Here is a 21,072-nt window from a genome sequence, read left to right as displayed (position 1 = left end):
GCCTGCCTGCTACCGAAACCAGGCCGTCAGCGTTCGTCCGTCAGACTTCAACGGGGTCGTGCATCGGTTGTGTAGTGCTATCGAAGGGCTGCTACGCAAATGCGCTACAACGAAGAGAAACAGCGAAGAACCTTAAGGCAGTGTCAACTTTCGAGGGTCGACCACGCGCGTCATGAGGACCTTCACCGACGTTTCTCGTCCTTGTTACCGGACGGTCATGCCAGGTCAGCACCTTCAATCTGCCTTGTGGGCAGTCCCTTATCCAAAAAAACAGCTCGGCGGTCAGACGAGCTTGCTCAAACGGTTGCTTGTACTCCCGATCGGGGAGACGTCTGCATCATGCAAGGGCAAATCGGAGGCGTCAACGGTTTTGTAGTGATTATTTTTGGTCACTACATATTGTCGGACAAAATGGTTTGGGTATGAAAATCTTGGAGCGCGCAGTGGGGCAGGTCAGGCTTGGGATTATTTGTGGCGAGGGGATTTATCCCCGCTGGGCTGCGAAGCGGCCCCAAGTGAGTCGCCTCAATCTATCTGATATACGAGGTGTTGGTGTTTAGGGCCGCTTCGCGCCCCAGCGGGGATAAATCCCCTCGCCACAAGGTGCTTCAGGTTGTTTTGGCTTTGGCGGGCTTGCGCTTGGCCGGCTTGCGCTTTTTCTTCCAGGGCGCTGCGGCAGGGCTGGCCGGGCCGTTGATGGTCAGGCTCATGCCCTGGCAGCGGGCGACATGCTTGCTCATCCAGGCGGCTTGTCGGGTGACGAATTCCTCCAGGCTCATCTCACCGCTTTGCACCATGTCCAGCGCCTGTTCCCAGATGGCGGTGGTGCCCGGGTCGGCGATGGCGCGGGGTACAGCGTCGATCAGGCTGCAGGCCGCCGCGGTGGCAGACAAGGCCTTGCCGTTCTTCACCAGGTAGCCGCGATCGAGCAAGCCCTGGATGATCGAAGCCCGGGTCGCTTCGGTGCCAATGCCGGTGGTGTCCTTGAGCTTCTGCTTGAGCAGTGGATCATCCACCAGTTTGGCGACGTTCTTCATCGCCTTGATCAGGTCGCCTTCGGTGAACGGCTTGGGAGGCTGGGTCCACAGGTCCTTGAGTGTCACTTCGTCCACATCACAGCCGTGACCTTCGACCAGGGCCGGCAAGGTTTGCGGCTGCACGGCTTCACGGCCCCTGGCGGGGGCCAGCGCTTCGGGCAAGGCACGTTTCCAGCCGGGCTCGACGATCTGCTTGCCCACGGCCCGCAGCGCCTGGCCGGCGCAATCGAAGTCGGCCTGGGTCCGGTCGTACTCATGGTTGGGCAGGAACTGCGCCATATAGCGTGCGCGGATCAGCGTATAGACGGCCCGTTGCTTGCCGGCGAGCTTGTCGAGGTTCTTCGCCGCGGCGGTGGGGATGATGCCGTGGTGGGCGCTGACCTTGGCGTCGTTCCAGGCCCGGGACTTGCGTTGCGGTTGCAGGTGTTCGCGCAGCGGCGCGAGGCCCGGGTCGGCCTGGGCGAGGGCGGCCAGGATGGCGGGGGCTTCGCTGTGCTGGCTCAAGGGCAGGTAGCCGCAATCGCTGCGGGGATAGGTGATGACTTTGTAGGTTTCGTAGAGCGACTGGGCGATGTCCAGGGTTTCCTGGGCGCCGAGGCCGAGTTTCTTCGAGCAGACTTCCTGCAGGGTGCCCAGGTCGAATGGCAGCGGTGCCGCTTCACGCAGGCGTTCGGTGCGCACCTTGGTCACCAGGGCGGTATGGGCGTTGCTCATGGCCTGGGCGGCATCACGGGCCAGGGCCTGGTTCAGGCAGCGCTCCTGGTCGTCGCAGGCGTCCGGATCGGCGCGCCACTGGGCGGTAAAGGCGGTGCCATCGTGGCGCAGTTGCACATCGATGGCCCAGTAGGCGACCGGTACGAAGTCAGCGATGCTGCGGTCGCGGTCCACCACCAGTCGCAGGGTGGGCGTCTGTACCCGGCCCACCGGCAGCACGCCCTGGTAGCCGGATTGACGCCCCAGCAACGTGAACAGGCGACTCATGTTCATGCCGATCAGCCAGTCGGCCCGGGAGCGACCCAAGGCCGAGTGATACAGGTTGAAGGTTTCGGCTCCCGGCTTGAGGGCCGCCAGGGCCTTGCGGATCGAGGCTTCATCGAGGGCCGACAGCCATAGCCGCTGGATCGGTCCGCGATAGCGGCAATACTCCACCAGTTCCCGGGCGATCATTTCGCCTTCCCGGTCGGCGTCGGTGGCGATCACCAGTTCCTTGGCTTCCCCCAGCAGGCGCTTGACCGCCTTGTACTGGCTGGCGGTTTTGGGCTTGACGGTCATTTTCCATTGCGCCGGCACGATGGGCAGGTCCGCCAGTACCCAGCGCTTGTAGCGGGCATCGTAGGCGTCGGGCGGGGCGGTTTCCAGCAGATGGCCGATGCACCAGGTCACCGTGACGTTCGCGCCCAACCAACAGCCGTCGCCGCGCCGCGTGGCGCCGAGCACGGCAGCGACGTCCTTGGCCTGGGACGGTTTCTCACACAGGTACAACCGCATAACGCCCTTTTCCTGAGCTGGTTTCATGGGGCGATAGCATGGTCAGGGATCGGCCCGGGAGCAAGCTTTATCTGTATGGATATACAGATAAAACGTTGCATGGAGCGTCTGGGATGACGTTCGGCGGGTGGTTTGTACTTGGAATGAATTTCTCGCGAGGGCGTCGCTCATAACTTTCAGAGCGGCTGAAACCGCGTAAACCATTGGCGGGATCAAGGAGAGTCACTGTATGAATTCGATGCCGAAGGGCGACGGACAGGCCACCACGCGTCTGATTCTCGTTGTTGAGGATGACCCGACGATACTGGAATTCCTGTGCGAAATCCTGGAGGACGAAGGGTTTGTCGTTGAGCCTCGGGAAAGCGCCGATTCGGCGCTGACATTCCTCGAGCAGAGCGCGGATTTTGTCGACCTGTTGCTGACCGATATCACCATGCCGGGCACGTTGGACGGTGCGGACCTGGCAAACCTGACCGGAGATCGCTGGCCACAGATACCGTTGCTGATCATGTCCGGCTTTGAAACGCCGGAAAGCGCCGGGATCAAGCACCACGCCGCATTCATTGCCAAGCCATGGGCGCTTGGGCAGATGCTGGACCTGGTGGAGAGCACGGTAAAGGATCACCAGCTCCATTGACGGATACAGATGAGTATCTGTGGGAGCCTGATGCCAGTCAGTTGAGCCCCCGTGGGAGCATAGCTTGCTTGCGATAGCGGTAGACCCGTCAACATTGTGGTTGGCCGACTTACCGTAATCGCGAGCAAGCTATGCTCCTACAAACAGGAGTGACGCTGCTGTTTCTCAGTTCTTGTCCAGGTCCACATGCCTGGTTTCCCGCAGGCAGAGCATGCCCACCAGCAGGCTCACCCCGGTGATCACCACGGGGTACCACAGCCCGTAGAAAATATCCCCGGTATAGACCACCAGGGCGAACGACACGGTGGGCAGGAACCCGCCGAACCAGCCGTTGCCGATGTGGTAGGGCAGGGACATGGAGGTGTAGCGGATGCGGGTCGGAAACAGTTCGACCATCAGCGCCGCCAGCGGGCCGTAGCACATCGCCGAGATGATGATCAGCGCGACGATCAAGGCGACGATCATCGGTCGGTTGATCTGCTGGGTATCGGCCTTCTGCGGGTAACCCGCCAGGGTCACCGCGCCGCGCAGGGCGGCTTCGTCGTATCCGTCGATCTTCACGTCACCGACGTTGACCTGTACCGTGCTGCCCGCCGGTGCCGCGACGCTGCTGTAGGGCAGGCCTTGCTTGACCAGGAACGTCTTGACCTTGTCGCAAGGGCTATCGAAACGCGCCTTGCCCACCGGGTCGAACTGGAAGGTGCAGGTGGCCGGGTCGGCGACCACGCTGATCGGTGCCTGGCGGCTTGCCAGGTCGATGGCCGGGTTGGCGTAGTGGGCCAGGGTCTTGAAGATCGGGAAGTACAACGCCGTCGCCAGCAGCAGGCCGATCATCAGCACCGGCTTGCGCCCGACTTTATCCGAGAGCCAGCCAAAGAAGACGAAGAACGGCGCGCCGATCACCACGCTGACGATCAGCAGGCTGTTGGCCAGGGCCGGGTCCATCTTCAGGAACTGGGTGAGGAAAAACAGCACATAGAATTGCGCGGCGTAGAAGGTCACTGCTTGCCCGGCATTGATGCTGAACAGCGCGATCAGCACGACCTTGAGGTTTTCCCATTGACCGAACGATTCACGGATCGGCGCCTTGCAGCACTTGCCTTCTTCTTTCATTTTCACGAAGGCCGGTGATTCGTGCAGGCTCATGCGGATCCAGGTGGAGATGCCCAACAGCAGAATCGACAGCAGGAACGGAATGCGCCAGCCCCAGACTTCGAACTGATCCCCCGTGAAGTAGCGGCAGCCCAGTATCACCAACAGCGAGAGCAGCAGCCCGAGGGTAGCGGTGGACTGGATCCAGCTGGTGTGGAAGCCGCGCTTGCCGATGGGGGCGTGTTCGGCGACGTAGGTTGCTGCGCCGCCATATTCACCGCCCAGGGCCAGGCCCTGGAGCATGCGCAGCGCGACCAGGATGATCGGCGCGGCGATGCCGATGCTGGCGTAGTTGGGCAGCAGGCCGACGCAGAACGTCGCCAGGCCCATGAGGATGATGGTCGCCAGAAACGTGTATTTGCGCCCGATCATGTCTCCCAGCCGTCCGAACACCAGTGCACCGAATGGCCGCACGACGAAGCCGGCGGCGAACGCCATCAGGGCGAAGATGAATGCCGTGGTGTCGTTGACACCGGCGAAGAACTGTTTGCTGATCACCGCCGCCAGGGCGCCATAGAGAAAAAAGTCGTACCACTCGAACACCGTCCCCAGGGACGAGGCGAAGATGACTTTCTGGATATCCCGGTTGGTGCCGACGCTGTGCGTGGCTTCCAGGGGTTGAACATGCTCGGACATAGCGGTATCCCTCACAGTGATTGTTTTTGTTGTTCCACTGTCGATGCCGGATTGGCATCTCCTGCTTTGACGCATTCCTCGGGTGACTGCTGTTCCCTGTGGGAGCGAGCCTGCTCGCGATGGCGGTGTGTCAGTCAACCTATTCGCTAACAGGCATACCGCTATCGCGAGCAGGCTCGCTCCCACAAGGGATTTGGTTGTTTTTCAGGCTGTGGCAGGCTCCTTTGCAACGATGTTGTTCGTAGCGTTCGGCTCAAGCATCATCCGCGCCGCCTTCTCTGCGATCATCAGCGTCGGCGAGCAGGTATTGCCCGAGGTGATGCGCGGCATGATCGAGGCGTCGGCGATGCGCAGGCCCTTGATGCCGTGGACCCGTAGTTGCGCGTCCACCACCGCGTCACCGTCCTGGCCCATGCGGCAGGTGCCCACCGGATGAAAAATCGTCGTGCCGATGCGGGCGGCGGCCTGATGCAGTTCTTCTTCGCTCTGCAGGCCTGGGCCCGGCAGGTATTCCTTTGGCTTGAAGGCTTGCAAGGCGGGCGCGGCGACGATGCGTCGGGTCAGGCGGATGGCGTCGGCAGCGACCCGCAGGTCTTCGGGATGGCTCAGGTAATTGGGCTGGATCAGCGGCGCCTCGTGCGGGTCGGCCGAGCGGATGTCTACCCGGCCACGGCTTTGCGGACGCAGGTCACAGACTGACGCGGTGAACGCCGGGAAGCTGTGCAGGGGCTCGCCGAAGCGTTCCAGGGACAATGGCTGCACGTGGTATTCGAGGTTGGCCGAGGTCTGCTCCGGTCCTGAGCGGGCAAACGCGCCGAGCTGGCTGGGCGCCATGGACAGGGGGCCGCTGCGGTCATAAAGGTAGCGCAGGCCCATGCCCATCTTGCCCCACAGCGTGCCGGCGATCTGGTTCAGGGTTCGCGCATTTTCCAATTGGTAGATGAGCCGCAGTTGCAAGTGATCCTGCAGGTTGCCGCCCACTCCCGGCAGTTCATGCACCACGCCGATCCCCAAGCGCTGTAGCAGGTTGCGCGGACCGATCCCGGAGCGCTGCAGGATCCCCGGTGAGCCGATGGCGCCGGCGCACAGGACGATCTCCTTGCGCGCCTTGAAGGTCATGCCTTTGCCTTGCCAACGGGCGCTGACGGCGTGGGCCCGGTCATCGCGCAGCAGCACGCGGTCGACTTCGACTTCGGTGAGGACCGTCAGGTTGGCGCGCTGCCGAATCGGTTTCAGGAAGGCCTTGGCCGCGTTCCAACGCACGCCGGCTTTCTGATTGACCTGGAAGTAGCCGCAGCCTTCATTGTCGCCACCGTTGAAGTCGTCGACATTGGCAATGCCGCTCTGTTCGGCGGCGTTGCGGAAGGCGTCGAGGATCGGCCATGACAGGCGCTGGCGTTCGACCCGCCATTCGCCGCTGGCGCCATGCAGTTCGGAATCCCCGGCGAAGTGGTTTTCGCTTTGCCGGAACAGCGGCAGCACATCTTTCCAGGCCCAACCGGAGTTGCCCTCGGCGGCCCAGCCGTCGTAGTCCGCGGCCTGGCCGCGCATGTAGATCATGCCGTTGATGGAGGAGCAGCCGCCCAGTACCTTGCCCCGCGGATAGCTCAAGGCACGCCCCTGCAGGCCGGGTTGCGCTTCGGTCTTGAAGCACCAGTCGGTACGTGGATTGCCGATGCAGAACAGGTAGCCGACCGGGATGTGAATCCATGGATAATTGTCGCGTCCGCCGGCTTCGAGCAGCAGCACCCGATGTTGGGGATTGGTCGACAGTCGGTTGGCCAGCAGGCATCCGGCAGGGCCGGCGCCCACGATCACGTAATCGTATTCATCGACGACAGGTTGCATCCGCGACCTCATTTTTTTGTTTTTGTCTGACCCATCGTAGTTGTTAGTTTTCGTTAAAAGAATGTTAGTTTTTGCGCAACGGCTGTGCGTTTATAAACAGCGATGTGCAAGGAGCGTTCATGTTCGACTGGAATGACCTGCGGTATTTTCTCGAGCTGCAACGCAGTGGCCGCCTGTTGACCGCGGCGCGGCGGTTGAACACGACCCATGCCACCGTGGCCCGGCACATCGAGGCCATCGAGAAAAGTCTGGGGACCGCGCTGTTTGTCCAGCACGCCCAGGGCTATGAACTGACTCCGGCTGGCGAGACGCTGCTCAAGCACGCTGAGGCCATGGAGAACGTGGCGCTGCTGGCCCAGGAGGACATTACCCAGTCCAGCGCGCCCCTGGGCAAGATTCGCCTGGGCGTGACCGAGGGGTTGGGCATCATGTTCCTGGCCAGTCGCATGGACGGCTTGTTCCAGCGCTATCCGGGGCTGGAGGTGGAGCTGGTGGCGGTGCCGCGATTCGTCAGCATCCTCAACCGCGAGGCGGAAATCAGCATTCACCTCGAACGCCCGGCGGCCGACCTGCTGGTGACCCGCAAGCTCACCGACTACAGCCTGGCGCTGTATGCCAGCCAGGCTTACCTGGACCGTTCGCCGCCGCTGCGCAGTCGCGAGGACTTGGCCCGTCATGCCTGGATCGGTTACGTCGATGACCTGCTGTTCAGCCAGGAACTGATGTTCCTCAACAGCTTTTGCCGCAACCCGCGAGTGGTGTTCCACAGCACCAGCGTCATCGCCCAGCAACAGGCCGCACGCTCGGGCCTCGGGATCGCCGTGCTGCCCTGCTACATGGCCAGCAACGACCCGGCGCTGGTGCCCTTGCTGCCCGACGAAACCCTGCGCCGCAGCTACTGGATCAGCACCCGGCGCGAACTGCACAAGTCCGTGCGGCTGCGGGTGCTGTGGGATTACGTGGTGCAGCTGTGCGAGCGGGAGCAGGGGACATTGCTGCCCTGATTCTGAATTGGGTGGGCATGGCTCTATGCAAAGCATTTCTGTGGCAAAGGAATTTCTCTGGCAAAGGGATTTTTGTGGCGAGGGGATTTATCCCCGCTGGGGTGCGAAGCGCCCCCAAAATTCATCTGTCGCTGCAGTATCAGGCCGAACACAGGGGCTGCTGCGCACCCCAGCGGGGATAAATCCCCTCGCCACAGGTCCTCATGGACAGATATCAGCCCTGGCCGCCCAAGCCCCCTTTTCTGGCCCCCAATGACCTCAAGCCGACACGCCGGCGTGCCTTAACGTGGGAACTGCCAGACCCACAACAAGAAAGGCGCACCCATGCGCCGCCGAGAGGGGCTTTATGTCGGCAACTTTTCCTTCTGTCCTGCTTCAAACCGCGACCCTCACGCTGCTTGGTGCGCTGCTCGCCGGATGCGGCGAAGAGGCCAAGCCGCCTGCGCCCGCGACCCTCAACGCCATGCCCGCCGATGCGGCGCTGGCCCAGGTCTATGACAGCAGTTGCAAGCTTTGTCATGCCAACCCCGGTGCCGGGGCACCGCTGACCGGTGACGCCAATGCCTGGGCGCCGCGGTTGGCCCAGGGCGCCGACACCCTGCTGGACCACGCGATCAACGGCTACAACGGCATGCCGCCGATGGGCATGTGCATGCACTGTTCCGAAGAGCAGTTCATGGCGTTGATCGCTTTCATGTCCGGCCAACAATTCCAATAGCAGGGGCATGACGATGGACTACTCACGACGCCAATGGCTGCAGCGGGCCGGTGTGGTTGCCGCATTCACGGCACTCGGCAGCCAGTGCACCCTGGCCGATTTGATACGCGCGCCGCGATTGATCCCATGGCGCAACTGGTCCGGTGCACAGAGTTGCCTGCCGGCCGCGCGCCTGGCACCCAAGGACCTCGATGAACTGGTGCAAGTGGTGATCCGCGCCGAAGGGCGGATCCGTCCGGTGGGTTCCGGTCATTCCTTCAGTGCCCTGGTGCCCACCGATGGAACCTTGCTATCCCTGAGTTTTTTCAGCGGCCTGCTGGAGCATGACGCGGCCCGCCTGCAAGCCGAGTTCGGCGGTGGCACGCCGATGTCCCGCATTGGCCCGGCGCTCAAGGCCATCGGCCAGGCGTTGCCGAACATGGCCGACGTGGATTATCAGACCCTGGCCGGCGCCATCGCCACCTCGACCCACGGTACCGGCAAGACCTTCGGCTCGTATGCGTCCCAGGTCGTCGGCCTGCAATTGGTGACCGCCAACGGCGAGGTGTTCGATTGCGATGCCAACCGTCATCCCGAGGTGTTCAAGGCAGGGCGTGTGTCGCTCGGAGCGCTGGGGTTGGTGACCCGTGTGCGCTTGCAGAACCGCGCCGCCTATCGGTTGCGCGAGCGCCAATGGGTGGCGAAAACCGAAGAGTTGCTGGAAGACGTGGATGCCAATACCCGGGACAACCAGCACTGGGAAATGCAGGTGGTCACCCATTCCGACTATGCGTTGTCGATCACCTTGAACGAAACCACCGATCCGGCCACGCCGCCCATCAGCCCCGAGGAGGAGGGTGGCAACGAATTCGTCACCCTGATCGAGAAGCTCGACAAGTACGGCAGCGACTTCCCGGCGATCCGTCGATCGTTGCTCAACAGCCTGAGACTGGTGGCCGACTTCGACGATCGGGTCGGTGATTCCCATGACATCTACGCCAATGCCCGCACGGTGCGTTTCAACGAAATGGAATATTCGGTGCCGGCCGAGCATGGACCGGCGTGCCTGCGGGAGATCCTCGCGCTGATCCGCGACAAGGACCTGCGCACCTGGTTTCCCATCGAATACCGCTACGTGAAGGCCGACGATATCCCCTTGAGCATGTTCGAAGGACGGGACAGTTGTTCGATCTCCGTCCACCAGCATTACCAGATGGATCATCACAATTTCTTCGCTGCCATCGAGCCGATCTTCTGGAAATACCAGGGCCGACCGCACTGGGGGAAATTGCATTCCCTGAACGCCAGGGCGCTTCAGGCGCTGTACCCGCGCTGGAACGAATTCATCCAGGTGCGCCAGGCCCTGGATCCCGCTGGGAAGTTCCTCAATGGGCATCTGTCAACGATCCTGGGGGTGAGCTGATGGCTTTCAATCGTCGTGGTTTGCTGAAGGGAACGTTGGGTGCCGGGGTGCTGCTGGCCGGCGTCGGGGCCTGGCTGCGGCCGGATGACCGGGGCGGACCGTACAGTGATTATTTCCGTCAATTGAACCGCGAGCTCAAGGCCCATGGCCCCATGCGTCCGGTGATGCTGATCGACCTGGATCGCCTCGATCACAACATCGACGTGGTGAAAGCTTCGGTCCGGCGCGCGGGCAAGCAGTTGCGGCTGGTGGAGAAGTCCCTGCCTTCGCCTCAATTGCTGAAGTACATCGGCGAGCGGGCCGAGACCCGGCGGTTGATGTCGTTTCACCAGCCGTTCCTCAACCACGATGCGCTGCAGTTTCCCGATGTCGATATCCTGCTGGGCAAACCGCTGCCGGTGCGTTCCGCCGAGCTGTTCTATCAGCTTCACAAAGGCCCGTTTGACCCGTCCCGCCAGTTGCAGTGGCTGCTGGATACCCCCGAGCGCGTCCAGCAATACCAGGCCCTGGCCCAAGGGTTGGGCACGCGCATGCGGGTCAACATCGAACTGGACGTCGGCCTGCACCGGGGCGGGGTGGCCGATGACGCGAGCCTGGACGCGATGCTCAAGCTGATTCGTGCCCATCCGGCGCAACTGGAGTTCGCCGGATTCATGGGCTATGACCCGTTCGTGGGCATGGGCGTGCCCGAGCTGTTGGCAAGCCCTGAAACACTGCTGGCGCGGGTCATGGCGATCTACACCGCACGGGTGGATTTCGTCCGGTTGCGCTACCCCGACCTGTGGCATCCGGGCCTGACCCTCAACACCGCGGGCAGCCCCAGCTATCGCCTGCATGAACAGGAACGGCTCAGTAGCGAAGTGTCGGTGGGCACGGCCATGCTCAAACCCAGTCATTACGACCTACCCTCCTTGAGCGAGCATGTGCCGGCGGCCTACATTGCGACCCCGGTGCTCAAGCGCACCGGCGCGGTGAACATTCCGGCGCTGGACGACAAGTCGCGGATTATTTCCTGGTGGGACGTGAACCAGCGCGAGACGTTCTTTCTCTACGGTGGCAACTGGATGGCCGATTTCGAATCCCCTCCCGGCCTGAAGAGCAACAGTCTTTATGGTCGCAGTTCCAACCAGGAGATGGCCAACGGCTCCGAGGCTGTGGGGTTGACGGTGGAAGACCAGGTGTTCCTGAGGCCGACCCAGGTCGAGTCGGTGCTGTTGCAGTTCGGTGATCTGCTGGCGGTGCGCGGGGGGCGGATTGTCGAGACGTGGCCGGTCTATGGCTGATCCAGTGTGGCGGTGATCGTTCCCGCGTTCCGCGTGGGAATGCCTCAACGGACGCTCCGCGTTCGGCTCTTCGGGACGCGGAGCGTCCCTGGCTGCATTCCCACGCAGAGCGTGGGAACAATCAGAAGAGGCGCTTATAGCTCAAACGGAATACTCAACTTGGCCCAGAGCATCTCGCCTTCGGGACGGTTCTCCACGTCGAATTCCTTGGCCCAGCGGATCTCGGCGCTGGCGTACTTGAGGAAGGTCAGGTGCAGCGCCGGGCCGATGGCGAAGACCTGGCCGCGCACGCCATCGTCCACATCCTGACCGGCGAATTGCACGGTGTGGCCGAACTGTTTGTCATCGGTGATCTGCTTTAGGTAGTAGCCGTTGAGCCCCACCCTCAGGTTGTCGGTCAGTCGGTAGCTGGCGGAATAATCGAAATGAAAAATCTGCCCCGAGCGGTAGTCGGTGTCCTTGTTCTTCTGGTTGAAGCTGTAGGTGGTTTTCATCGACACCTCGGTGTTTTCCGTGGGCAGCCAGGTGAAGGAAAACAGCGGTTTGTAGGTGTAGAAATTGTTGCTGGTGTTGGCCAGTCGATCGGAACTGTATTCGCCGGTGGGCACGGTGATCTCCACGGCGGCGGCCAGGGTCAGGTTCTTGCCCATGTCCCAGAGCACGATGGGGGAAATGGTGGTATCGCCCATGCCTTCGCGGGTATCGCTCATGCCGAACAGCGCGACTTCCTGCTTGATCCAGGGCTGGGCAACATAGATCCCCAGTCGCCCGCCGGCGAACCGCAACGGACTCAGGTAGTCGATGCGCGGGATCACCGCAGTGGACTCGATTTCGACCCCCGGCACCTTGCCGCCCAGCGAGCTGATGTTGAATGTCCGGGCTTTGTAATGGTTGTAGTAGAGGTTGAACGCGACCATGTTGTCCGGAAGGCTGTCGACCTCCAGCGGCAACACGAAAAAGCCGTCGGTGCCGGGGCCGATGTTGTCGACTCCGTTCTCGGTGGCCAGGGCGGGCAGCGCGTAGCTGCAGGCCAGGCCCAGGGTCATTTGCAAAGCGAACGTCGTGCGGATCGGGTTCATGTGAGGCGCTCATTATTATTGTTGGAGGTACACCGAAGGTCCGAGCCATACAAATAAGCCGTTCGCGACTGGCAGGGCAGGGTATTGGCGGCCACACAGGGGACTTGGGCGGCCAGATTTCGCGTCCCTCTTCCCTGGGGGACATGCTAACGTTTATGAAACAACCGGTTACAAAAACGCCGCCTAACGTGCCCCGGAACCCGCCATGCAGATGAAAGTCATCGACCCTACCTATGAGCTGGCGCTGGTCTCGCCATTTCTGCTGCAAACCCTGGCCGAAGTCGTGGCGGACAAGGGGTTCGACGCCGCCAGCCTGTGTCGCGGCCTGGGGTTCGGCCTCGACGATCTGCAAGATCCGGCCCAGCGCATTTCCCATCGCCAGGCCGTGGTCATGATCCAGCGGGCGCTCAAGCTGGTGCCGGACCAGGGACTCGGATTGTGGGTCGGCGACCGCAACGTGCTCGGTACCCTGGGCCTGCTGGGGCATGTGTTGTCACTGTGCGAAACCCTGCGCGATGCCTTCGCCCTGGGGATCCGTTATCAGCACACCACCGGCGGCATCGCAGTGACCAGTGTCGAAGAGGCTGTCGATCGGATCATGGTCGACGCAACCTGCCGCTTGCCCTTCGCCGACGTCCAGGTGTTTGCGGTCGAAGAGTTCTTCGCCAGCCTGATGGTGTATGGCCGGGCGCTGGCTGGCCCGGATTTCAGGCCCCTGGCCGTAGAGTTCATGCACGCGGCGCCGTCCTATGCCCTGGAGTACCAACGGATCCTGGGGCCGGAGGTGCGCTTCGGTTGCCGATACAATCGCATGCTGATCGATATCCGCTGGTTGGACGTGCGCCTGCCCAATCATCACCCGCTGGCCCTGCGTCAGGCATTGGCCTTGCTGGACCAGGAGGCGGCCGAGGTCCATCAGAAGATCGACCTGATCCAGGCGGTGGAGCGGGCGATTGCCCGGGACCTGACCCGGGGCAGCCACATCGAGAAAATCGCCGGCGACCTCAACATGAGCAGCCGCACCCTGCGACGGCGCCTGACCGAGCACAACCTGACGTTCGAAGCCTTGCTCGAACAGGTGCGTCGTGGCCGGACGCTGAGCCTGCTGGCCAACCCCGAGCTGTCCATCGAGCGCATCACCGAAGAGGTTGGCTACAGCGACGTGCGCAGTTTCCGCCGGGCCTTCCGGCGCTGGACCGGGATGAGCCCCAGCGCGTTTCGCAGCGAGGGCGTCGACGCTCGCTAATCTAAGGTTATGTCCAAACAGTATTTCTCATGCCTTGGACAGTTTCCCTAAGATCACGTCATAACTCGTTATGACAAGTGATCCAGCCCATGTCCGACAATGTGCTTGCCCTCAGCAGCGTTCCACTGCACACCCAACTGCGTGACGTGTTGCGCGCCCGCATTCTCGACGGTGAATACCCCCAGGGCAGCCAGATGCCTTCGGAAAGCGAGCTCGGTACGTTATTTCGCGTCAGCCGCATCACCGTGCGCCAGGCCCTCGGCGATCTGCAGAAGGAAGGGCTGATTTTCAAGATCCACGGCAAAGGCACCTTCGTCGCCAAGCCCAAGACGTTCCAGAACGTCAGCACCCTCCAGGGCCTGGCCGAATCCATGACCGGGCGCGGCTTCGAGGTGATCAACCGCCTGCGCAGTTTCAAATTCGTCCCGGCGGACAAACAAGTGGCCGAGCGCCTTGGGTTGATCGAAGGGGAGCCGGTGGCGCAGATCAAACGGGTGCGGTTGATCAACCGCGAGCCGGTATCCCTGGAAATCACTTACCTGCCCAAGGTCCTTGGCGAGCGCCTGGAGAAGGCCGACCTGGTGACCCGAGACATTTTCCTTATCCTGGAAAACGACTGCGCCTTGGCCCTGGGGCACGCGGACCTCGCCATCGATGCGGTGCTGGCCGACAGCGATCTGAGCCAGGCCCTGGAGGTCGAGCCGGGATCGCCCATCATGCGCATCGAGCGCCTGACCCACGACGCCGATGGCCGGCCGTTGGACTTCGAACACCTCTATTACCGCGGCGATGCTTTCCAGTACCGCTTGCGGATCGACCGGCAAAAAGGAACGCAAGCATGACTGACAGCGCTGTGACTGGAAGCACTTTGGAACAGGAATACGACATTGTCGTCATCGGCGGCGGCACGGCCGGCCCCATGGCGGCGATCAAGGCCAAGGAGCGCAACCGCGATTTGCGCGTGCTGCTGGTGGACAAGGCCAACGTCAAGCGCAGCGGCGCCATCAGCATGGGCATGGACGGCTTGAACAACGCGATCATTCCCGGCCACTCGACACCCGAGCAGTACACCAAGGAAATCACCATCGCCAACGACGGCATCGTCAACCAGGCGGCGGTGTACGCCTACGCGACCCACAGCTTCGAAACCCTCTCGCAACTGGACCGCTGGGGCGTGAAGTTCGAGAAGGACGAAACCGGCGACTACGCGGTGAAGAAGGTCCATCACATGGGCGCCTATGTGCTGCCGATGCCGGAAGGGCACGACATCAAGAAAGTCCTCTATCGCCAGTTGAAACGGGCGCGGGTGAGCATCACCAACCGGCTGGTCTGCACCCGCTTGCTGACGGATGCAGAGGGCGCGGTGAACGGCGTCATGGGCTTCGATTGCCGTACCGCCGACTTCCATGTGATCAAGGCCAAGGCCGTCATTTTGTGCTGCGGGGCGGCGGGGCGTCTGGGCTTGCCGAGTTCCGGCTACCTGATGGGCACTTATGAGAACCCCACCAATGCCGGGGACGGCTATGCCATGGCCTACCATGCCGGCGCCGAACTGGCGAACCTGGAATGCTTCCAGATCAACCCGTTGATCAAGGACTACAACGGCCCGGCCTGCGCCTACGTCACCGGCCCCCTGGGCGGCTATACCGCCAACAACAAGGGCGAGCGCTTCATCGAGTGCGACTACTGGAGCGGGCAGATGATGTGGGAGTTCCACCAGGAACTCGAGGGCGGCAATGGTCCGGTGTTCCTCAAGCTCGATCACCTGGCCGAGGAAACCATCCAGACCATCGAGGACATCCTGCACAGCAACGAGCGGCCCAGCCGCGGCCAGTTCCACGCCAACCGCGGCACCGACTACCGCACGCAGATGGTGGAAATGCACATCTCCGAAATCGGTTTCTGCAGCGGCCATTCGGCCTCGGGCGTGTGGGTGAACGAGCGGGCCGAGACGTCGGTCAAGGGCCTGTACTCGGCCGGCGACATGGCGGCGGTGCCGCACAACTACATGCTCGGGGCGTTCACCTACGGCTGGTTTGCCGGCCACAACGCGGCGGATTTCGTGGCCGAAAAGGATTTCACGGCGCTGGATGCCGGGCAGATCGAGCGGGAAAAGGCCCGCGTCTACGCACCACTGACGCGCGAACACGGTCTGCCGCCGGCCCAGGTGGAATACAAGCTGCGGCGCTTCGTCAACGATTACCTGCAACCACCGAAGGTCACTAAAAAGATGCAGATCGGCCTGCAACGCTTCAGCGATATCCAGCGCGACCTGGACCAGATCAAGGCTCACAACGCTCACGAGCTGATGCGTGCCATGGAGGTCAGCGTGATCCGCGACTGCGCCGAAATGGCCGCCCGGGCCTCGCTGTTTCGCGCCGAAAGCCGTTGGGGGTTGTACCACTATCGGGTCGATCACCCGCAACGCAATGACAGTGAGTGGTTTTGCCATTGTCACCTGAAGAAGGGCGGCGACGGCGTGATGACCTCATTCAAGAAAGCGGTCGAGCCCTACATCATCGCCCTCGATGCCGACGAACTGCAGGCTTACGAGCGGCTGCGGGTCGGCGCCGATGCGGCGTGAACCGTCCACCCAGAGAGAATACCCATGGCTTATCAACCCCAGGAAATCTTTTTCCGCTCCAATGCCCCCGTCACCGTGGACGAGGACAAATGCATCGCCCACAAGGGCTGCACCGTGTGTGTCGATGTCTGCCCCATGGACCTGCTGGCGATCAACCCGGCTACCCAGAAGGCCTATATGGCGTTTGATGAATGCTGGTACTGCATGCCATGTGAAAAGGACTGCCCGACCGGCGCCGTGAAAGTGGAGATTCCTTACTTGCTGCGCTGACATTCAGAACCGCTTTCGCGAGCAGGCTCGCTCCCACATGGGATGTGTGGTGTACGCCGAATCTGTGAACGTTGAAGAAAACTGTGGGAGCGAGCCTGCTCGCGATGGGGCCAGCCCAGTCACTACAAAGCCATCCGGCCACCCCCGGACGCCTGATCCAAAAACACCCCTCGTTTCCCACCGTGCCCAGATCACGGCGGAGACGAAACCTCCCATACATGATTCGAGGGGAATCCCCATGTTGCGTGCAGCGCTGGCCGGTCTGGTACTGGCTTCATTGACCTTGTCTGCCCAGGCAGAAACCATCCGTATCGCCATCGGCACCCAGGACACCACCATCAATTGCGCCGCCGGCGGGTTGTTGATCCGTGAGCTGGGCCTGCTGGACAAATACCTGCCCCATGACGGCGCCTATAAAGACGCCCGGTACGATATCCAGTGGAAGAACTTCACCAGCGGTGCGCCCCTGACCAACGAGATGGTTGCCGGCAAGCTCGACTTCGGTGCCATGGCCGATTTCCCCGGCGCATTCAACGGCGTGGCATTTGAAACCGCCGGCAAACACAGCCTGTTTATCAGCGTGCTGTCGGGCAGTATCCAGGGCAGCGGCAATGGCATCGTCGTCCCCAGCGCGTCCGGCGTGCAGTCCCTGGCCGAACTCAAGGGCAAGACGATCTCCGTGCCGTTTGCGTCCACCGCCCACGGCATGTTGCTGCGTGCCGTGGCGGCCCAGGGCTGGGATCCGCTCAAGGATGTGAACATCATCGCCCAGCCGCCGGAAGTCGCCGGCTCGGCTTTGCAGGCCGGCAAGATCGACGCCCACGCCGACTTCGTGCCGTTCGCCGAACTGTTCCCCAGCCGGGGTTTCGCCCGCAAGATCTACGACGGCGCCCAGGCCGGCGCGCCGACGTTCCACGGTGCGTTGGTGGACCAGGCCTACGCCAGGAAATACCCGGAGATCGTCGTCGCTTACTTGCGTGCAACCCTCGAGGCCAACCAGCTGCTGGCCGCCGAGCCGGAGAAGTACAGCGAGCTGATCGCCCAGGTCACCGGGGTGGATGCCGAAGTCAACTATCTGTTCCACGGGCCGCTGGGTGTGCAGACCCGTGACCTGACCTGGAAGCCGGAATATCGACAAGCCGTCGGCACCGCCATCGACACCCTCAAACTATTGAAGAAAGCTGATCGTGGCCTGGACCTCAATACCTTCATCGATGACCAGTACATCCGTGCCGCGTTCAAGGCCTCGAACCTGGATTACGCCGCGCAACTGGGCCACTACGCCCGGACACCGTTGAGCGGCGTCGATGCTTCGACCGGGCAGGCGATTACCGACTTCAGCCATGTGGCCGAAATCTGGGTGCGCGGCGAGCCGAAAGTGCGTCACTACGCTTCGGCGCAATCGGCTTTCGCTGCCCTGGCGAGCCTCAAGCAGGAAGGCAAAGGCATCCGTGCGGTCTATGCCCAGGCCAGTGACAGCGGGATCAAGCTGCTGGCCGAGCAGGCGTGGTTCGCCAGTGATGGCAAAGGGCGGCTCAGCGCGTTCCTGCTTAAGGGCCAGGCCGAGCAGTTTGCCGTGCAGCAGGGCGGCAGGGTTCTGGATTTCAGCGAAGCCACGGCCCAAGCCGTAGCCACCCGATAACCTGCCAAATGACCTGTGGGAGCGAGCCTGCTCGCGATGGCGTCAGATCAGTTGGAACTGATGTGACGGGAACACCGCCATCGCGAGCAGGCTCGCTCCCACAGGATCTCGGCCGAGAGGAAGAATTGTGAATCGAGCTTACCTGCGCTGGCTCCCGCGAGCCGCCTCGTTGCTGTTCTGCCTGCTGTTCTGGCAATTCGCCGCCGACGGCCATTGGGACCTCGGCCTGGTGACCTTCGCCAACGTCCCGACGCCCCTGGCCGTGACCCAGGCTGCGCTTGGGCTGGGTCAGTCGGGCCATCTCGCCCGGCACCTGGGCAGCAGCCTGGGGCGGGTCTTTGCCGGATATGGCGCGGCGGTGTTGGTCGGTGTGGCTGTGGGCCTCGCCATCGGTCGTTCGAAATGGGCGGAAGACCTGCTGTTGCCACCGCTGGAAGTCCTGCGCCCGATCCCGGCGGTAGCCTGGATTCCCCTGGCAATCCTGATGTTTCCCTCGTCGGAACTGTCGATGGTGTTCATCACCTTCACCGGCGCGTTGTTTCCGATCCTGCTCAACACCGTGCACGGCGTCGAAGGCGTGGACCGGCGGCTGATCGCGTCGGCGAAAAGCCTGGGGGCCGGGAGCCGGGCGATCCTGCAGGAAGTGATCCTGCCGGGGGCGGCGCCGAGCATCATCACCGGCCTGGCCATCGGCATGGGCACGTCCTGGTTCTGCCTGGTGACGGCGGAGATGATCGCCGGCCAGTACGGCATCGGCTACTACACCTGGGCCTCCTACACCGTGCAGAACTACGCCGACATCGTGGTCGGCATGCTGCTCATCGGTGTGCTGGGCATGGGTAGCAGTATGTTGATCAAGCGCCTGGGCGGGCTGTTCACGCCCTGGCATCGACCCCGAGGAAAAGCCTGATGAGCGCGATGCAAACGCCCGAAGGACGGATCGATATCCGTCAACTGTCCATTGTCCTGGGCCTGGGAGCCCAGGCGTTCGAAGCGGTTCAGAGGCTCGATTGCCAGATCGAAGCGGGCCAGTTCGTCTGTGTCCTGGGACCGTCCGGCTGCGGAAAATCCACCTTGCTCGGCGCCTTGGCCGGGCATCTGCAACCGCGTGCCGGCACCCTGAATGTCGACGGTGTGCCGGTGTCCGGGCCGTCGCCCCAACGGGGCATGGTGTTCCAGCAACACACGTTGTTTCCCTGGCGCAGTGTGCGCGACAACGTCGCTTTCGGCCTGAAGATGCGTGGCCTCGGCAAGGCCGAGCGATACCGCGCCGCCGATGAAATCCTCGCGCTGGTGGGGTTGGAAGGCTTTGCCGGGCATTGGCCGGACCAGCTCTCCGGGGGGATGCAGCAACGGGTGGAAATCGCCCGGGTGCTGGTCAATCGCCCGCGACTGCTGCTGATGGACGAGCCTTTCGGCGCGTTGGACGCCCTGACCCGGTTGCACATGCAGGAGCTGCTGCTGGACATCTGGACACGGATCCGTACCACCGTGGTGTTTGTCACCCATGACATCGATGAGGCGCTGTTCCTGGCCGACCGCTTGCTGGTGATGAGCCCGCGCCCCGGCCGGATCATCGAGGACCTGCGACTGGATTTTGCGCGTCCACGGACGACGGCGCTGGTGACCCACCCCGAGTTCACCCGTTTGAAACGCCACTGCCTCGAGTTGTTGCGCCATGAAGAGGGCCGGCAGTTGCCGCGTCTCAATCCCCTCGGTCTCCCTGAAACCTCCTTGCCGCGATTTGCCTTATGACCTCTCTATTCGAAAGCACCGACAACGACGATATTCTCCTCCTGCAACCGCGGTTGACTGACGCCGATCCCGGTGTGCGCCGTATTGCCCTGATTGAACTGGCTGACCTGGAAGAACCTGAAGGCCTGTCGTGGCTGGTGGATCGCCTGGGCCGGGACCCCAGTGACGAGGTGCGGGCCGAAGCGGCGCGACTGCTTGAGGCCTGGGAAGAGACGGTGGTGGTCGAGGGCCTGTGCCAAGCCCTGATCGATCCGTCTTCGACCGTTCAGGCCGCTGCTGCCCAGAGCCTGAGCCTGCTCAAGAGCGAAGCGGCGGGGAGGGTGATCCTGCCTTGGACTGCCCACGGGGATATCGGTGTGCGTATTGCGGCGTTCAGGGCCTTGCGCGAGTTGCGTCTGATGGACGCTGCACCGGCTGCGATCGCGGCCCTGGCCGATAGCGATGCCGGCGTGCGCCGAGAGGCCGTCGGGGTGCTGGGGTGGCTCAAACACCTTGAGGCCTTGCCGGCCCTGGCAAGGCTTGCCAGTGAGGATCCGGACAATGAGGTGCGCCGAGTGGCCACCGGTGCCCTGGGCCTGGCTTCGGACCCACGGGTCTTGCCGGCGCTGTGCCGGGCGCTGCGAGACCCGATCTGGTCGGTGCGCGAGGAGGCGGCCACCACCCTGGGCAAGGTCGGCCACAGCGAGGCCGGTCCGGCCCTGATCGATGCGCTGGGTGACGATTATTGGCAAGTGCGCCTGCGGGCCACCCGCAGCCTTGGCCGCTTGCGCTACGCCCCGGCGTTGCAACCCTTGATCGATACCCTGGGGCATCCCATCAGCAACCTGCGCAAGGAGGCGGCCCTGGCGTTGGGGGAGTTGCATGATCCAGGCGCCATTGCGGCCTTGCAGGCTGCCCAGGACGATGGCGACCCCGAAGTGCGCAAAGCCGTGCGCATTGCCCTGGAGCAGTTGCGATGAACCCGCTGGCGATTGGTAATTCCCAAGGCAAGGGACAATTGCGGCTCGATTGGCCCGATGGTCGCGAACAACGGCTGGACCACGCCGAACTGCGCCGCCAATGCCCATGCTCCCAGTGCCGAGCGTTTCGCCTGCAAGGGCTGGCGGTGTTGGTCGATTCGCGGATTCGGGTGGTTGAAGTCAATGCCCAGGGGTATGGGGTTCAATTGGTCTTCAGTGATGGGCATGAGCGCGGGATCTATCCGTGGGCTTACCTGGCAGCGTTTGAACACTGAGTCCCCTGTGGGAGCCGAGCTTGCTCGCGATAGCGACGGCACTGCCGACCGGTGAAC

The 21,072-nt window shown here is 62.7% G+C and carries 18 protein-coding genes; 14 read left to right on the top strand and 4 right to left on the bottom strand.

All coding sequences use genetic code 11. From position 1 onward, the window contains the following. Positions 1-608: 608 nt before the first annotated feature. Positions 609-2,525, bottom strand: coding sequence for a DNA topoisomerase III (locus CGA22_RS01190; RefSeq protein WP_041023653.1), 1,917 nt, complete (start codon positions 2,523-2,525; stop codon positions 609-611). 229 nt (positions 2,526-2,754) lie between these two features. Between CGA22_RS01190 and CGA22_RS01185 the strand changes: the two genes are divergently transcribed. Continuing rightward, positions 2,755-3,162: a response regulator gene (locus CGA22_RS01185; protein ID WP_024781367.1), complete on the top strand. Its 408-nt coding sequence runs from the start codon at positions 2,755-2,757 to the stop codon at positions 3,160-3,162. Between the two features lie 165 nt (positions 3,163-3,327). Here CGA22_RS01185 and CGA22_RS01180 read toward each other — a convergent pair whose 3' ends face one another. Together CGA22_RS01180 and CGA22_RS01175 are read right to left on the bottom strand one after the other, a co-directional pair. Next, positions 3,328-4,950 (bottom strand): MFS transporter, encoded by a 1,623-nt coding sequence (locus CGA22_RS01180; protein WP_041023654.1) that lies wholly within the window; start codon positions 4,948-4,950, stop codon positions 3,328-3,330. Positions 4,951-5,154: 204 nt separating this feature from the next. Beyond that, positions 5,155-6,798, bottom strand: a complete 1,644-nt coding sequence (locus CGA22_RS01175) for a GMC family oxidoreductase (RefSeq protein ID WP_041023655.1) — start codon at positions 6,796-6,798, stop codon at positions 5,155-5,157. Between the two features lie 119 nt (positions 6,799-6,917). Here CGA22_RS01175 and CGA22_RS01170 point away from each other — a divergent pair, with 119 nt between their 5' ends. The 4 genes from CGA22_RS01170 (at position 6,918) to CGA22_RS01155 (ending at position 11,205) form a co-directional block, all read left to right on the top strand. After that, a complete protein-coding gene (locus tag CGA22_RS01170) occupies positions 6,918-7,802 on the top strand; it encodes a LysR family transcriptional regulator (protein ID WP_188258462.1) in 885 nt (294 codons plus the stop codon). A gap of 346 nt (positions 7,803-8,148) precedes the next feature. Continuing rightward, entirely contained in the window at positions 8,149-8,520 is a 372-nt protein-coding gene (locus CGA22_RS01165) for a c-type cytochrome (RefSeq protein ID WP_041023657.1), read from the top strand. 7 nt (positions 8,521-8,527) lie between these two features. Beyond that, a complete protein-coding gene (locus CGA22_RS01160) occupies positions 8,528-9,922 on the top strand; it encodes a D-arabinono-1,4-lactone oxidase (protein ID WP_041023658.1) in 1,395 nt (464 codons plus the stop codon). A 74-nt stretch (positions 9,923-9,996) separates the two neighbouring features. Continuing rightward, positions 9,997-11,205, top strand: a complete 1,209-nt coding sequence (locus CGA22_RS01155) for a DSD1 family PLP-dependent enzyme (protein WP_177329271.1) — start codon at positions 9,997-9,999, stop codon at positions 11,203-11,205. 134 nt (positions 11,206-11,339) lie between these two features. Here the strand turns inward: CGA22_RS01155 and CGA22_RS01150 are convergent, their stop codons facing one another. Further along, on the bottom strand, positions 11,340-12,284 hold the full coding sequence (locus CGA22_RS01150) for a transporter (protein WP_041023660.1): 945 nt from the start codon (positions 12,282-12,284) through the stop codon (positions 11,340-11,342). A gap of 205 nt (positions 12,285-12,489) precedes the next feature. Between CGA22_RS01150 and CGA22_RS01145 the strand changes: the two genes are divergently transcribed. From CGA22_RS01145 to CGA22_RS01105, 9 genes are all read left to right on the top strand, one after another. Then, positions 12,490-13,530 carry an AraC family transcriptional regulator gene (locus CGA22_RS01145; protein WP_041023661.1) on the top strand — a complete coding sequence of 347 codons (1,041 nt, stop codon included), beginning with the start codon at positions 12,490-12,492 and terminating at the stop codon, positions 13,528-13,530. Between the two features lie 89 nt (positions 13,531-13,619). Next, positions 13,620-14,372: a GntR family transcriptional regulator gene (locus CGA22_RS01140; RefSeq protein ID WP_041023662.1), complete on the top strand. Its 753-nt coding sequence runs from the start codon at positions 13,620-13,622 to the stop codon at positions 14,370-14,372. After that, positions 14,369-16,114 carry a fumarate reductase/succinate dehydrogenase flavoprotein subunit gene (locus CGA22_RS01135; RefSeq protein WP_177329269.1) on the top strand — a complete coding sequence of 582 codons (1,746 nt, stop codon included), beginning with the start codon at positions 14,369-14,371 and terminating at the stop codon, positions 16,112-16,114. The genes CGA22_RS01140 and CGA22_RS01135 overlap by 4 nt, the downstream gene beginning before the upstream one ends. Positions 16,115-16,138: 24 nt before the next feature. Further along, positions 16,139-16,384, top strand: coding sequence for a ferredoxin family protein (locus CGA22_RS01130; RefSeq protein WP_003180418.1), 246 nt, complete (start codon positions 16,139-16,141; stop codon positions 16,382-16,384). A gap of 238 nt (positions 16,385-16,622) precedes the next feature. After that, complete coding sequence (locus CGA22_RS01125; RefSeq protein WP_041023663.1) at positions 16,623-18,026, top strand: ABC transporter substrate-binding protein; 1,404 nt, start codon at positions 16,623-16,625, stop codon at positions 18,024-18,026. Positions 18,027-18,153: 127 nt separating this feature from the next. After that, entirely contained in the window at positions 18,154-18,936 is a 783-nt protein-coding gene (locus CGA22_RS01120) for an ABC transporter permease (RefSeq protein ID WP_041023664.1), read from the top strand. Next, a complete protein-coding gene (locus tag CGA22_RS01115) occupies positions 18,936-19,781 on the top strand; it encodes an ABC transporter ATP-binding protein (RefSeq protein WP_041023665.1) in 846 nt (281 codons plus the stop codon). Before CGA22_RS01120 ends, CGA22_RS01115 begins: the two co-directional genes overlap by 1 nt. Beyond that, positions 19,778-20,740, top strand: a complete 963-nt coding sequence (locus tag CGA22_RS01110; RefSeq protein WP_188258461.1) for a HEAT repeat domain-containing protein — start codon at positions 19,778-19,780, stop codon at positions 20,738-20,740. The genes CGA22_RS01115 and CGA22_RS01110 overlap by 4 nt, the downstream gene beginning before the upstream one ends. Then, positions 20,737-21,015, top strand: a complete 279-nt coding sequence (locus tag CGA22_RS01105) for a DUF971 domain-containing protein (RefSeq protein WP_041023666.1) — start codon at positions 20,737-20,739, stop codon at positions 21,013-21,015. The genes CGA22_RS01110 and CGA22_RS01105 overlap by 4 nt, the downstream gene beginning before the upstream one ends. Positions 21,016-21,072 lie beyond the last annotated feature (57 nt).

The sequence above is a fragment of the Pseudomonas sp. PSB18 genome (genome assembly GCF_014596565.1).
In the GTDB taxonomy this organism is placed as follows: Bacteria; Pseudomonadota; Gammaproteobacteria; order Pseudomonadales; family Pseudomonadaceae; genus Aquipseudomonas.
Note: the sequence above shows the minus strand (reverse complement) of the source record. Positions and strands in the feature narration are given on the sequence as shown.

What these genes read in the sequence shown, in the direction of transcription:
- CGA22_RS01175 (WP_041023655.1), bottom strand. Translation starts at nt 6,798, where the DNA reads ATGCAACCTGTCGTCGATGAATACGATTACGTGATCGTGGGCGCCGGC.
- CGA22_RS01130 (WP_003180418.1), top strand. Translation starts at nt 16,139, where the DNA reads ATGGCTTATCAACCCCAGGAAATCTTTTTCCGCTCCAATGCCCCCGTC.
- CGA22_RS01170 (WP_188258462.1), top strand. Translation starts at nt 6,918, where the DNA reads ATGTTCGACTGGAATGACCTGCGGTATTTTCTCGAGCTGCAACGCAGT.
- CGA22_RS01165 (WP_041023657.1), top strand. Translation starts at nt 8,149, where the DNA reads ATGTCGGCAACTTTTCCTTCTGTCCTGCTTCAAACCGCGACCCTCACG.
- CGA22_RS01140 (WP_041023662.1), top strand. Translation starts at nt 13,620, where the DNA reads ATGTCCGACAATGTGCTTGCCCTCAGCAGCGTTCCACTGCACACCCAA.
- CGA22_RS01115 (WP_041023665.1), top strand. Translation starts at nt 18,936, where the DNA reads ATGAGCGCGATGCAAACGCCCGAAGGACGGATCGATATCCGTCAACTG.
- CGA22_RS01180 (WP_041023654.1), bottom strand. Translation starts at nt 4,950, where the DNA reads ATGTCCGAGCATGTTCAACCCCTGGAAGCCACGCACAGCGTCGGCACC.
- CGA22_RS01110 (WP_188258461.1), top strand. Translation starts at nt 19,778, where the DNA reads ATGACCTCTCTATTCGAAAGCACCGACAACGACGATATTCTCCTCCTG.
- CGA22_RS01190 (WP_041023653.1), bottom strand. Translation starts at nt 2,525, where the DNA reads ATGCGGTTGTACCTGTGTGAGAAACCGTCCCAGGCCAAGGACGTCGCT.
- CGA22_RS01160 (WP_041023658.1), top strand. Translation starts at nt 8,528, where the DNA reads ATGACGATGGACTACTCACGACGCCAATGGCTGCAGCGGGCCGGTGTG.
- CGA22_RS01135 (WP_177329269.1), top strand. Translation starts at nt 14,369, where the DNA reads ATGACTGACAGCGCTGTGACTGGAAGCACTTTGGAACAGGAATACGAC.
- CGA22_RS01145 (WP_041023661.1), top strand. Translation starts at nt 12,490, where the DNA reads ATGCAGATGAAAGTCATCGACCCTACCTATGAGCTGGCGCTGGTCTCG.
- CGA22_RS01150 (WP_041023660.1), bottom strand. Translation starts at nt 12,284, where the DNA reads ATGAACCCGATCCGCACGACGTTCGCTTTGCAAATGACCCTGGGCCTG.
- CGA22_RS01125 (WP_041023663.1), top strand. Translation starts at nt 16,623, where the DNA reads ATGTTGCGTGCAGCGCTGGCCGGTCTGGTACTGGCTTCATTGACCTTG.
- CGA22_RS01185 (WP_024781367.1), top strand. Translation starts at nt 2,755, where the DNA reads ATGAATTCGATGCCGAAGGGCGACGGACAGGCCACCACGCGTCTGATT.
- CGA22_RS01105 (WP_041023666.1), top strand. Translation starts at nt 20,737, where the DNA reads ATGAACCCGCTGGCGATTGGTAATTCCCAAGGCAAGGGACAATTGCGG.